This is a genomic window from Vallitalea okinawensis (assembly GCF_002964605.1).
Classification (GTDB): Bacteria; Bacillota; Clostridia; order Lachnospirales; family PQDH01; genus Vallitalea_A; species Vallitalea_A okinawensis.
This window is the reverse complement of sequence record NZ_PQDH01000004.1, coordinates 180,814-195,005: the sequence shown is the minus strand read 5'-3', so window position 1 is coordinate 195,005 and position 14,192 is coordinate 180,814. Positions and strand designations below refer to the sequence as shown.

Here is a 14,192-nt window from a genome sequence, read left to right as displayed (position 1 = left end):
TCACCCGACCCCTTTCATGTCGACTCTTCTGTTTTGGTTAGTAACTTTTAGATAAACATTTGAACAAAATAATATTCTAATATTTCATAGGCATTCATACCCTCTGAATATTTACTTAAAACCTCTTGTTCATTAATACCTAACTTGCTTGCAGTTACAAACGCTTCAACGATAATATCCTCAGATAAATTGTATTGTTCTGTATAAGTTTTGATAGCATCTGACGTAACTTGAACCCTTAGTAGATTCTCTTCATTACTAATGATTCCAAGATTTTTACTCATATCTGACCAACTTAATCCTTCCATGTAATCGTTCATTAGAGTATCAAAATCTTCACCAGATATGAAGGAAAGTCGATCACAGATCATGATATCGTCAGTACTTAATTCAGCTAACAATAATTTATCTAAATACTCAGAGTCAAAACTACGAGGTATAAAAGGTACTTTAGCGCTGTCATAACCCTCAAAAATTGTACTCCATTTTTGCCCAGAAGTAGCCTTTTCAAGCAATAAATCTAATTCTTCAAGCTTTCCATAGCGTTCATTTAAAAAGGCATAGGCAATACGAATCTGATTACTATCAAACCCTTGTGTTTTCAAATGATCTAAGTAATCTCTATGTTCTAATGGTACATCATAATGGCTATAAAATTCTTCGTCTGTGGTAATTCTAAGTAAGGTAGACTGTCCCCTTGCATTATAGCCAAAATACATCGCTGTGGAAAATACTACGGTTAATGCAAGGAGCATATAAATCCATTTCTTTTTCATTTTCAAACCTCCCCTAATCCATTTGTGGTTTTAAATTGTCTATTTCTGTTTTAATTGCTTCAGCTGGATTCACAGGTTTTGGATTTTCTATTGAAGGCTTTGGAACATCCACCTTAACTTCTGGTAGATTAACCTCTTCATTTTCCTGTTCTTCATATTGATCATTCATAGTGGTTAATACACGAAGAACTTCTTCTTCTATTTTTTCTAATGTTATCAGCTCATCCATGTATTGAAGTTCTTTGTCAAATTTCTCTTGTTCGTAAGCTTCCTCGTCTTGTAAAAGGCTATTTAAATCTAACTCTAACTGAATAGCTACTAAATATTCACCCAGAGCGTCTTCTAAAGAATTAAAATGCTCTTCAAGAGTCAGCATCCAATAAAGAGCATCATCATTGATTATTTTACCTTTCAAATTTCTATAGCTCTCACTTTCCTTTGAGAAAGTAATGATTTCATCTAGTTTAAATTGAACGAGTTCCAATTGTTGACTTGCCTCTAATATCTTCTCCTCTTGAAAATCTAGATCTTGTCTCTCCATATTAAGAAGCTCCTTAGATAGATCCTCACCTTCTGTTTTAGTATGTGTGGTTAATTGGATAATTGTATTCCAATCATATCCTTGACTTAACCAATTATAAATATCATCAATGGCCGTACCTGTTTCATTGGCTAATTTTCTAGCTTTTTCAATATCTGTATCAGATAAAGTAGAAGGTAGGACTTCCACATTATCTGAAGCAGCAGAAAGCCATGCCTGACCTACTATAGGTAGCAGCATAATGATGATAAGGATTATTCCAATCATACGTTTATTTATCTTTATCTTCATATTCTTCACACCTTTATAAAGTCTTTATCAAAGCAGTGTTATTCGTTATTCACTAATCATCAATTGTATATTTGTTTCCCCGGTATTTAATGCTTTAAATACAATAGAGGTAACTTCACCCGACCATGATGTACCAGGTACGGTGTTTAAATCTACAGTAAAGGTTACTTGCCCTTCTTGACCAGAGACAACAACGGCAGCATCATCAATTTTACCTTGGAAAACTACATCTTCTTTAGCTGTTCCTGCAAATAAATCTTTTATGATTACTTCACCAGGATCATATTCTAGAGTAAATGATAATTGACTAAAGTCCTGTACGTTCTGAGCAAGTATTGTAAAGATAAATTCTTCATCTTCTGTATAACTTACAAGATAATCAGGGTTATCTGTTGTGATGATGATAGCTGGACTCCACGCTGTCACACCAGTAATATTCTTTGCACGCACTCGATAAGTGTGATTCGTACCAGGTTCAAGGTTATCATGATCAAATGCTGGTTCTGTTGTTGTTATGATCTCTTCTCCATCAATCTGTATATCATATCCTGTTGCTTGATCGATTGCATCCCATCGGAGTTCAATTTGATACATGGTTGCATCTCCTCGAATTTCTGTAGGAGCATCTGGTGGGTTTGGTAACGTTGATAATGATAGAATAGCGCACCATTGGGTTGTTCCATCTTCTGTTTTCACTCTAATTTTATAGGTATGAAACTCATTAGCTTCTAATCCAGTGTGCTGATAGATGGTTTGTTCTCCGAGAGAATTCAGTTCTCCATCTACTTCAATTTCATACTCAGCGTTCATGGCAACAGCATCCCATGACAAGGTAATAAAGTTATTGGTAACAATGGCAACCACATTAGTAAGGGAGTATGTGTTAGCTTCTTCTGGTAATGTTGCTGCTTTAACATTAGTACTCCACTCACTTTTACCGGATATGTTGACTGCTCTCACTCGATAATCATGATATTCATCTGGCGATAGCCCTCTATGAACATAGGTCCTATCATAAACCTCCACAACATCATTGCCATCAATTTCAACTTCATATTTATCTGCATAAGGCACTTGATACCATGTAAGGGTTATGTTATTTTCATCTGCTGTTGCTAAGATATTGGTTGGTATATCGGGTTTTTCAGGATGTGTGGTCACATCGAACTGTTCACTCCACTGGCTCTTACCACCGATATTATAAGCTCTTATTTCATAGGTATGCCCAGATAATGGTAGTAAGTTTTCATGTACATATGTGCTCACGTCTCCTATATCCATGATTAACCCATCGACTTTCAATTCATATCCTTCAGCTTTTTCTACGCTGATCCAAGTTAAAGTAACTGTATCCTTCGTTAAACTTGATAACTTAATTTCTGGTGTTAGGGGTGGATAAGGATATGTTCTTACATAAATGACAGTAGACCAAGGACTATATCCACCTTCATTTTTTGCCCTTAAGCGATAAGTATGGTCTGTTTCTGCTTCTAGTCCTGTGTGCTGATATTCTGTTTCTGTTAAGGTAATAATTTGACCATCCACATCTAATTCATAACTATCAGCCCCAGCAACAGCCTGCCATTTCAATGTTATTCTTTCTTGTTCAATTTCTACAGTAGGTTCTTTAGGCTGGCTTGGTGGATAAGGTAATGTCGTAACAGAAATCAACTCACTATAAGGACCCATTCCAGCTTGATTTTTCATGGCAACACGATAGGTATGTGTAGATTCCGGACTTAAACCGATATGAGTATAGGATGTTGTTTTCCCAATATCCAAAGTCTCCTTACCATCCACCTCAATAACATAGCCCGTTGCACTATAAACTGAATCCCAAGAAATTGTTATACTTTCTTGTTGAACAGTTGTTTTGATTCCAGTTGGTGGTAGTGACTTTGTATAAACCGTTTGACTAAATTGCTCAGTCTCTTTACTGTCACCATTCCGCGCCTTGATTGCAATATTGTATCCAGTACTATGATTCAAATCATTGATTTCACATGTCTTATTATTAAGGGTAATCCACTCTTGGCTGGATGTTAGATTACCACTTTGGTCCACATATTGAGTCCCTACCTTAACAAGGTATTGGCTATAACTTGGATTATTATCATTCACTTTTAGCTTAATCGAATCTGTATTCTGCTCTAAGGCAGTAAATACTGGCTTTTGAGCATCTGTATATCGTTGTTCTAAGTATTCACTGATATGTCCCACTTGATCTCTAGCTTCAAACTTAACTTGATAAAGGGTATTGGCTGTCAAGTTATTGACGGAATAGGATGTACTACTCGTCCATCCACTTGTGCTGTTACCAATTGTAAAGCGATAAGGATAACTATGCATGCCAGATCCGTTGGATGTATCATAAGCGTTTCCAGATAAAGAAATGGTTGAAGTATTACTTGATATATTGGTATGTATCGTCGGTGGCGTTTTATCAACCTTAAAATTTACAAAGTCTGTAACAGTATCCTGTTGATCATTCACTTTAGCCGTTAGGGTATGCTGACCTTCTGAAAGCTTCGCAGCATCAAATGCTTTTAAATGTACTACCTGTTCCTTTTGAGTATTGGTAATACTCTGGGTATCTCGAGGAGTCGTTTCGCTATCCAAGTAATAGGAAAATGTTAAATTATCACTGTCTGGATCAGATACAGTAAGACTAGGTATAAAATTATTATCTTTTTCGCTAAGCCATTGATTCGCATAAGGTGCATTGATGGCTACATTAGGTATCTTTTGTATTTGATCAAATATCTGCGTAAGGGTTGTACTAAAACTTTGATCAATGTCAATGTATAACCCCCCTGTGGCATTAGCTATTGATCGAAATTGTGTTTCACAATGGCGATAATCCTGGCCGATAGCTGTAAGTATAACGTCATTATTGTTTAATTTCTGAATAATACTTGAGTCAGTATTATTTTCTTTACTATAGATAGGTTCATCACCAATCAAAACAAAATACTTTACTGAGTTTGCATAATATGTGTAACCATCTAGTGCTTTATCTATAGCATCAAGTCCATTCTCTGTCCCTCCAGAAACATTAATTCTACTAAGGTTGTTTTTGAAAGTGCTTACATCATTAGTCAAATTATATTTAACTGGTTCATCTTCATAGGATATTAATCCAAGACGATAATCAATATTTTCTCCTTCCAATCGATTAACAAAATTATTGATATTGTTTTTAACACTGTTAATTTCCCCGCCCATACTTCCTGAACTATCGATAATGAAAACAACTTCAAGCTGACTTTTGGCTTGAACAGGTACTGGATATGAAACGATTAAACTACAAACCAATAATAGTATTAAGAATCTTTTTAAATTCATTTGAAGCCTCCCTCCTCATTATCTTTAGTCAATTTCATAATTTACTGTTGCATGTTCATTGGTTAATGATAAGAATTTAATAGCATTCATAAATGTTTTATTAACATTACTTATTTTATAGAGGATATAACCTTCTTCATGAGCAACCACTTCAATATTTGTAGCATCTATTTTGCCTGTTTCTGTTTCCAAATCCGGTGTTACTGCACATAAGTCTACTACCTCCAATTGATCTGGATTATAATAAACGGATATATACCTCGTTGAATCACCAGTCTTGGGTACGACAAATACAAAATTGAAATAATTGTCTTGACCTACATTGATATCAACACTGGGTAATGTATTCTTAGCAAGGAGTTCACTCCATTCACTAGCTCCACCTTCATTAAAGGTTCTCACTCTGTATTCATGTCGAGTATTTGGTAGAAGTTCTAAATGCTCAAAGTGTTCTTCTGTCACATCAACTATTTCACCATCAACTTCTACTTCATATCGATCTGCTCCTGGCACTATAGACCAAGTTAAAATAATGGACGTCTCTGTTGCTTCAGCCTCTAGATTTTTGGGTATCGCTGGTGCTGTTAACTGTTCAATATACTTACTCCAATCACTTTTACCACTACCACTATAAGCCCTTACACGATATTTGTGGAGGGTATTTGGTTTTAAGTCTTCATGGTGAAAAGTATTATCATCAATATTTTTGACGTCTCCATCAACCTCGATATAATAACCTGATGCTCCAAAAACATTATCCCAAGTTAAACTAATACTTTCACTTGTTACTTCTTTCACTTGGAAAAAATCTGGTTCACTAACAACGGTTGTAGCAGTGATAGCATTACTCCATGGACTGGCTTGTCCATCTTTAAAAGCTCTTATTCGATATACATGAGTGCTATATGCATCAAGTCCGCTATGGGTATAGTTATCTCTTGGTCCAAGCATATAAGACTCTCCATCCATTAATAGTTCATACATGTCTGCCCCTTCTACTTCCTCCCAATAAACCATAATGGCGTTAGAACTTGTTACGGCTCTAAGATTGGTTGGGGCAGGTAATGATGAATTGATAACAGTATAATCACTCCAATTACTTGGTCCAGCATCACTTAACGTTCTTACTCTAACTTGATATGTAGTGTTAAAATTTATATTCTCTAACATGTATGTGGTTTGTAAGCCTACATCCGTTACTTGATCATTGATCTCTATTTCATAGGAGTTTGCACCTATAACAGTATCCCAAGAGACATTTAATCCATCGCTATTGATTGACAACATGAGATTTTGAGGTGCATCTGTGGTACTGGATTTTAAGATTTCTTGACTCCAATTACTTTGAGTATCATCATTCATAGCTCTTATTTGATAGGTATGTTGGCTATTAGAATCAATGTTTTCATGAACTACCGTAGAGCTAGTTGTACTATTGACTTGTCCATCAATTTTTATTTCATACGATGTAGCACCCTCAATGACTGCCCAATTAATCTCATAATTTAATTCATCTTCACTATTAATTTCATTGATCTGAATAGAATGTGGTGTTTCTAGTAATGTATAGACGTTGATGTACTCTGTCCATGGACCATTACCATAGCTATTGATGGCACGAATACGATAAGTATGTAACGTATTGGTTTCTAACTGCTGGTGTAAATAGCTTGTGCTATCATTAACTTCAACTAGTAAACTGTCTACCTCTAACTCGTATAAGGTTGCACCGGCTACGGACTCCCAACTGACTAAAATTTCTTCCGTCTGCGGATCTGCCCATATGCCAGAAGATGAATCCGGTAATGTTGAATAGGCTACCGTTTCAGACCACTTTCCTGTTCCACTGCTATTCTTTGCTCTTACGCGATATGTATATTGAGTATTTGCTGTTAAGCCTTCATCAGTATAACTATTTGTATTTGCTTCCATGGGTATCCCAAATACTTCTACATCATAGCTATCTGCTCCATTAACAGTATCCCAGTCTAAAGTGATTGTGCTTTTCGTACTACTTGCCTGTATATTCTTTGGTACATCTGGTAAAGTTTCTATGATGTACTCTTCAGACCATTTACCTACTAATCCATATTCACTCAATGGTCTTATTTGATAGGTATGAGTTGTACCTGCTTCTAAACTAGAGTCAGTATAATCCAATTGATTTTCATCTAAAATTGTACTTTCTCCATCCATTTTTAGCTCATAACCAGTTGCTCCTTCTATAGAATTCCATTTTATATATATTTGATTTTCAGTTGCATTCCACTCTTGTAAAGAGGTCTGACCAAATAGATTTTCATCACCATAGAAGTAATAACCCGATAAGTACCCAGATACTTTATCCCATGGTGCATAAGTTACACTATCATTAAAAGAATAATCGTTAGTTTGATCTAGGCTTCCGCTACCTTCTTGAATGATTCTAAATGAAAATGTCTCCATATCCCCAGGATTAAATACATCCCCTTTATCATCAAAAGTAATTCTCAAATAATGGGTAGCACCTTCTATTGGATTTTCTAGTTCTATCACTTCAATGTCCATAAGTGGCTGATTGAAGTTATTCAATGATATGTTGGTTTCACCTTCAATAGAAAAGAAATATCTGAGTTCTAATTCTGTTAAATCAATGGATGCCGTCCCTGTATTCTCCATCTTGAACTCAGGATTGATTTTCTTTTCCAATTGCTTATCTTCTGCATTGTAGGTTTCGATTTGTATACTTCGATTAGTAAAATCTCCTTCAACTAATTCGTCACCACTTGAATCATCTGGTTTCTTTGCATCCAGTAATTGAAAACTACTAAGTAAAATGATTGCCGTTAGTACAAAAGATATAATGGCTTTAAATGTCTTCAATTTCATTCCTCCTTGAAATCTATTAAAAGAACAAATGTGACTAAAGTCACTTATAGTAAGCAAGCAATGATCAATGCTTACTTTATGCTACTCATACGCCTAAAACATTAATATTTTAGACAAAAAAAAAGTGTGCAACTGCACACTAAAGCATAAAAATGCTCTTTAATGGCAGCTTGGCAATCATAGTCATTATATGACCTTAGACCCATAGCTTTGCGTCCTTATCTTTCAATAAGTTTGCCTTTTTTCATTTTTTACAATTATATGATTATATTGCTATATTAGCATTATATATTATAGTTATATAATATGTCAATATTTACTACATTTCTTGCTATTATTTCAAATTGAAACATAAAATCTTTAATAGCAGTCTCTCAATTGTCATTACCTCTAAGATGCAACTGCCTTTAGCCTCAGAAGATATTTTATAGAGTTGAAGTGAAATAAACTTGCTATTGATCGTGTTATTTCATTGATACTGGTGGCATATTATGTTAATATTTGTATATAAAGGAGGAATAGCTTATGAAATTTCGTAGGATTTTTACCAAAACATTAGTAACTGTATTAACATTAAGTATTTTCCTGGGAGGTAATATCCAGGTAAGTTCTAAGGAATCTAGTAGAGATATTATAAGGGTCGATAGTGGTTTTGAAAACTTAAATCAATCATTAGAAGATGATGAAAGATTATATCTCCAGAAAGGAGAACCTTCTACTTTAGATATAAATAAGGGATATGATTCAGCTACAAGATTTATTTTAAATAATGTATCAGAAGGTTTATTCTCATATGACCATAACAGGAGAATTGTAGCTGGTGTAGCTGATAGCTATTCATTATCCGAAGATCAATTAAGTTATACTTTCTACCTTAGAAAAGACGCAAAATGGAACGATGGCTCTCCTGTTACAGCACATGATTTTGTATACTCATGGCAGCGTTTATGTGACTTTGAAGATCAAGCAAAAGCATTGTTAACTGCTGCTAATATTAAAAACTATAAAAATGTATTAGAGGGTAAATCACCTAAAGAAGACTTAGGTATAAAAGCTATAGATGATTATACACTAGTTGTTGAGCTTGAGAATCCTGTCCCCTATTTTCTTTCACTACTAACTCAACATAATTTTGCACCAATAAAAAAAGATATGGTTATAGCTTCTGGAGATAAATATGGTACTGACTTAGAATATATCGCTTATAATGGCCCATATATAATTTCAGATTGGGATAAAGGCAACTATTTATTACTTACAAAAAATCCTTATTATTGGGGAAGTGAGTTTATTGATGTTGAAAATATCAACGTCTTAGTATATATAAAATATGGCTATGATGCTTTTCTATATAATATAATTGACACTACAAAGCTTTATTATGATGATTATGTAAAAGCTTACATGTATGGCCTTACTCCTATTAGTACCAAAAATGATGCTATGTTTTATTTAAAATTTAATCAAAATGATACTTTACTCCAAAACGAGAATGCAAGAAGAGCTATAGCACTAGGATTTGATAATAGCTACATAACTGAATTAACACAAACCGGACATGCTGCTAATTACTATGTACCATCGGGATTTTTTAAAGATGAAGATGGTGTAGATTTTAGACAAAATAATAATGAATTCCTTCAATATAATGAGGATTTAGCATTAAAATTTTGGGATCAAGCTAAATCAGAGTTAGGTATTCAAACTTATACAATGGAACTACTGACTTTTAATACCTATCTTAGTCAGTTCATAGCTATTTATATTAAAGAAGAATTAGAAGATAACTTACCTGGATTAACAGTCAATATTGTACAGCAACCATCTGATATAAAACAAGAATTAGAAAACACAGGTCAATATACTTGCAGTTTTGCAGGATGGGGAATGGACTATAATGATCCATTATCTTATCTTGAGATATTTAGTTCTAATTCACCCTACAATGATGTAGACTACAATAGCCCTCTTTATGATACTATTATTCAACTCGCCCAATCTTCATCAGCCCTTGATGAAGATGAAAAATGGGAGCTTCTCAAAGCTGCTGAAACTCTATTATTACAAGAAGATGTCGTTATTAAACCCATTTACCAGCAAGGTAATTACTATCTAGTCATGGATCATATTAAAAACCTTATCCAAGATTACGGTATGAATGACTCATTGAAGTTCGTAATAATTGAATGATAAATGAAATAAAACCTCCGTTATATATAAAATAATGATAACGGAGGTTTCTAGAATTACTTAAATAGCATCTAAATCAATTTGTTCTGAGTTTACCCCCTCTGTTATAGCTTTAAGTCTAATCTTACCCTTTTCGCAAGTAGATCGAATATAAACCAATAGCTTACCATTATAAGTTTTTCTTTCTTTTGAGCTATATGGCTCTAAATCTGAAGGATCACCATTTTCTATGCCAAGAATCTCACCAGGTCCTTCAATGTCAAACTTAATTATATCATTAGCAAAATAAGATAATTGACCATTCACATCGATGATTTTCACTTCAACATGAGCAATATCTTCACCCGTTGATTCTAAATATTCAACATCTGAAGACATTTTAATCCTATCACCCTCTCCACTAGTATTTAGTTCACACTCACATACACTCTCTTGATCTATCTTACCTACACCCTTTAATCGACCTGGGTCAAAAGGTACATCCCAAGCCATCTCGTAACCAAGATTACCAAGTTCACATTCTGAAAGCTTAATACTACCAAGTGACTTATCATTCAAAAACAACTCAACTTCTTCACAATTTGTGTAAGCAAAAACAGTCACAACTGCTTTTTCATTATAATTCCAATGAGGTACATCACCTCTATCCCACCAGTTAACCTGCTCGACGTTCTTATCTTTAGTGGTTATGTAAACCATAGGCTTTTCTTGCCATAAGCTTTTTCTTAAATAGAAACTTGTTTTCTCTCGACCAGTTAGATCCATTAATCCAGCCTCCGAAACACGTATTGGCCATCCTTGAGCTTCTCCTAAAAAGTCTATACCGGTCCAAAGAAACTGTCCGCATATATGGTCATTATCTTTCACATATGCCCATTCTTTAACATGCTTTCCGTTTTCACTACCATAAATCACTCGATTAGGATATTCTATGCAATCTTTTTCATACAAATGCTCTTTATAGTTATAACCTACAATATCAAGTGCATCAGCATACCCTGTATGATTAGATAACTCTGGAAATGCAAGTGCTGCAGTAACAGGTCTTGTGGTATCATATGCTTTTACGTGCTTAACAAGCTTTCTGGCAATTACAGCTAGTCTTTCAGCATTAGGTTTATTAGGGTCATACTGCCTCTCCACTGCTGGTTTGTTTTTATCATTATTGCCAGTCATGGACTTAAAGCTTGGATGGCAATAAGGATCATTCGGATAATCAACCTCATTGCCAATACTCCAAGCTATGATCGATGGATGATTTCGATCTCTCAATACCATTTCCTTTATATCTCTTTCATGCCACTCTGGGAAATCTTCATAATAACCATAATGCTTTGGTGGATATACATTATGCCCTTTCCACCATTTATTCTTAACACCTTCCCATTCATCAAAAGCTTCATCCATGACTAAGAAGCCCATCTCATCACATAAATCCAGTAAGTTTGTAGCAGGAGGGTTGTGACTCATTCGAATAGCATTACAACCAACTTCTTTAAATTTTTTAAGTCTTCTTTTCCAAACTTTTTTAGGCACAGCTGCTCCTAAACACCCTGCATCATGATGGATACACAGCCCCTTTAACTTCATATTAACATCGTTTAAGCTAAACCCTGTTTTGGGATCTAAATTATACCATCTAATACCTGTAGTTGTATCAACTCGATCAATTAATTGACCTTGATTAAACAGTTCAGTTCTAAATATATATAGCTTGGGGTAATCTGGTGACCATAATACAGGATTATCAAGATTCAGGGATTGATTGAGTTCAACTCTACTGCCTAGTTCTATACTTACTGTTGTTGATTTACTAACAAGCACATGTTCATCCAGATCAAGAAGTTGACTCTTAACTTCAATCTCAGATGTATACTCACCCTCATTCAATACAGTTACTTGACCATTTACTACTGCCATATCAGTTGTGACGGATGGGGTTGTGACAAATACACCATGACGACCAATATGGATAGGGTCAACAACTGTCAATGTTACATCCCTATAAATACCCGCTCCAGTAAACCATCTAGAATCAGCAATATCTTTATGATCCACTTTGACTGAAATCACATTGTCTGATTTACCAAATTGAACAAAAGGCGTTATGTCATAAGAAAAAGCACTATAACCATAGGGCCTTTTTCCTAAATAATAAGAATTGCACCACACTTGACTGTTGTTATATACACCATCAAAGTTAATGTACACCTTCTTACCTTCCAGATCTTCATCAAGCTGAAAGGTTTTGCGGTACCAGCCTACACCACCTGGTAAATAGCCTGTGCCACTTGCATGTTCTTTGCTAAATGGTTCCCCGACTGACCAATCATGCGGTAATGTCACTTGGAGCCAATCGCTATCATCAATGCCCTTATACCCTGGAAAAGGTGAATCTCCTCTATGAAATTTCCAATCTAAATTCATATTTTTTTTAATTCTATTTCCTCTCATTGACACAACCTCCAAAACTAGAAATGGGAGCGATGAGTACCTCACCACTCCCGATAAAATGCGTTTTTAATACTATTTACCTTCTACCATTACCTTGTAGTCATCAAGTTGTCTTTGAACTTCTTCTAAAACCTTATCGATACCAGCCTTTTTAAGCTTTTCTCTGTATTCTACTACTGCCGCTTCTGGGTCACCAGTTTTACCATAAGTAATGGCTGGACCAAGTGCACTTGTTACATCAGAGATTGCAGCAAGCTCTGCTTCAACTGGTGTTCTGTCAAAGATGAATCTTGAGTATGGATCTGGAATAGCATAGCTGTCAAATTCTGCCCATAAATCATAGATTCCTGCATATTCAGTATCAGTTGGTAATTCAAATTTATCTTCTCGACCTGACCAAAAATCTGTATAGAATTCATGATCTGCATCGTTGTAACCTTCTGGACGTGTTTTTACACCATCAACGATCTCATATTGAACACCTTCTCTACCGTAAACAAATAATCTATAGAACTCTTCATTCTGTCTTAAGATTTCATAAGCCATAACTGCTCTTTCTGGGTTCTGGCTGTTTGCACCTATAGCAGTAGCACCATGGATAATTGATAATTGTGTTAAGTTCTTTCTTGTAGAGCCAAATGGATAGAAACCAATTTCTGAACCTGGAATGAGATTATCCATTTCCCATCTAAGACCTCTATAAGTCTGCGTGTGGTGTTGATCAGCACCGGATTGGCCTGCTTTAAATAGCTCTCTTGTATCACCTTTGAAGTTAAGAACATCTTCTCTCCAGTAGCCAGCATCACCCCACTCTTGCATTGTTTTCGCAAATTCCATAAAGGTGTCGTTAAAGATTGGACTATAGGCTGTATACTTATTTTCTTTTGATTCAGCCCAAACAGCTTTATGGTATCCAGTAGGCACCATCAATAGCTCAAGTGAATCTGTTTCTGAAATAATCCATCCATCATATAAGTCAAACTTTGAGCCATTTGCATCCCAAGGTACTACACCTTCTTTGTTGTCAGCAACACCTTGAAGGTATTGACCAAATGATTCATAGTCAGTAACTTTGTCTATACCGAACTCTTTAGCCCAATCGCCTCTATAATAGAAACCATGGTTAACATACTGGGTATAATTTTGCTCTGGAAAAAAGTAAGTTGTATCGTCAAGTTTACACGTTTCCCATTCTTCTGCTGTTATGTCTGCAGAAGTCAATGGCGCATATTGTAGTAAGTCATCAAGTGGCATAAATGCACCTTTTTGTGCGTTTGGCCACATATCTAACCAGTCACCGGAAGTAATCAAATCTATTGGTTCACCAGAAGCCATTAAAAGATTATATTTTGTTAACCAATCTGCCCATTCAACCCACTCAATCTTGAGGTGAGCATTGATTTCTTCTTCAAGAATCTTATTCCATTCTGCCATTGCAAGTTCCAATTGCCCATTTGTAGGTACGTTCCCCATCATTAAGAAGGTTAATTCAACAAATTCCAATTCCTCACCATCTTCTGTTGAATCTGTTTTACTAATGTCACCTGACTTATTCTCCTCCGTCATCTGACCTTGAGTTCCTGATGTCTCCCCACTTTTTACGCATCCGGTAATCCCCATAATTAAGACTAGGACCATGAGTAATGCTAATAATTTGAAACGTGTTTTCATTAACTAACTCCCCCTTATACTCTTGATTGTTAATTACAAAATATATTCTTATTTTA

The 14,192-nt window shown here is 35.2% G+C and carries 7 protein-coding genes and 1 riboswitch; of the genes, 1 reads left to right on the top strand and 6 read right to left on the bottom strand.

Going from position 1 to position 14,192, the window contains the following annotated elements:
- Positions 1-47: 47 nt before the first annotated feature.
- The 4 genes from C1Y58_RS13820 to C1Y58_RS13805 are packed head-to-tail and all read right to left on the bottom strand — an operon-like array spanning position 48 to position 7,815.
- Positions 48-776, bottom strand: coding sequence for a hypothetical protein (locus tag C1Y58_RS13820; protein WP_105616649.1), 729 nt, complete (start codon positions 774-776; stop codon positions 48-50).
- A 13-nt stretch (positions 777-789) separates the two neighbouring features.
- Positions 790-1,608 (bottom strand): hypothetical protein, encoded by an 819-nt coding sequence (locus C1Y58_RS13815; protein WP_105616648.1) that lies wholly within the window; start codon positions 1,606-1,608, stop codon positions 790-792.
- Between the two features lie 45 nt (positions 1,609-1,653).
- On the bottom strand, positions 1,654-4,953 hold the full coding sequence (locus C1Y58_RS13810) for a fibronectin type III domain-containing protein (RefSeq protein WP_105616647.1): 3,300 nt from the start codon (positions 4,951-4,953) through the stop codon (positions 1,654-1,656).
- Between the two features lie 24 nt (positions 4,954-4,977).
- Positions 4,978-7,815: a fibronectin type III domain-containing protein gene (locus C1Y58_RS13805; protein WP_157950101.1), complete on the bottom strand. Its 2,838-nt coding sequence runs from the start codon at positions 7,813-7,815 to the stop codon at positions 4,978-4,980.
- A gap of 167 nt (positions 7,816-7,982) precedes the next feature.
- Positions 7,983-8,070, bottom strand: a riboswitch (cyclic di-GMP riboswitch).
- A 276-nt stretch (positions 8,071-8,346) separates the two neighbouring features.
- Between C1Y58_RS13805 and C1Y58_RS13800 the strand changes: the two genes are divergently transcribed.
- Positions 8,347-10,011: a peptide ABC transporter substrate-binding protein gene (locus tag C1Y58_RS13800; protein ID WP_105616645.1), complete on the top strand. Its 1,665-nt coding sequence runs from the start codon at positions 8,347-8,349 to the stop codon at positions 10,009-10,011.
- A gap of 60 nt (positions 10,012-10,071) precedes the next feature.
- On the opposite strand, the gene C1Y58_RS13795 is transcribed toward C1Y58_RS13800, so the two are convergent.
- Both C1Y58_RS13795 and C1Y58_RS13790 read right to left on the bottom strand, forming a co-directional pair.
- On the bottom strand, positions 10,072-12,465 hold the full coding sequence (locus C1Y58_RS13795; RefSeq protein WP_105616644.1) for a glycoside hydrolase family 2 TIM barrel-domain containing protein: 2,394 nt from the start codon (positions 12,463-12,465) through the stop codon (positions 10,072-10,074).
- A 72-nt stretch (positions 12,466-12,537) separates the two neighbouring features.
- Positions 12,538-14,136 carry an ABC transporter substrate-binding protein gene (locus tag C1Y58_RS13790; RefSeq protein ID WP_105616643.1) on the bottom strand — a complete coding sequence of 533 codons (1,599 nt, stop codon included), beginning with the start codon at positions 14,134-14,136 and terminating at the stop codon, positions 12,538-12,540.
- Positions 14,137-14,192: the final 56 nt, after the last annotated feature.

Bases quoted from the DNA above. Each gene is read 5' to 3' on its own strand.
- C1Y58_RS13820 (WP_105616649.1), bottom strand. From the start codon at position 776: ATGAAAAAGAAATGGATTTATATGCTCCTTGCATTAACCGTAGTATTT.
- C1Y58_RS13815 (WP_105616648.1), bottom strand. From the start codon at position 1,608: ATGAAGATAAAGATAAATAAACGTATGATTGGAATAATCCTTATCATC.
- C1Y58_RS13810 (WP_105616647.1), bottom strand. From the start codon at position 4,953: ATGAATTTAAAAAGATTCTTAATACTATTATTGGTTTGTAGTTTAATC.
- C1Y58_RS13800 (WP_105616645.1), top strand. From the start codon at position 8,347: ATGAAATTTCGTAGGATTTTTACCAAAACATTAGTAACTGTATTAACA.
- C1Y58_RS13795 (WP_105616644.1), bottom strand. From the start codon at position 12,465: ATGAGAGGAAATAGAATTAAAAAAAATATGAATTTAGATTGGAAATTT.
- C1Y58_RS13790 (WP_105616643.1), bottom strand. From the start codon at position 14,136: ATGAAAACACGTTTCAAATTATTAGCATTACTCATGGTCCTAGTCTTA.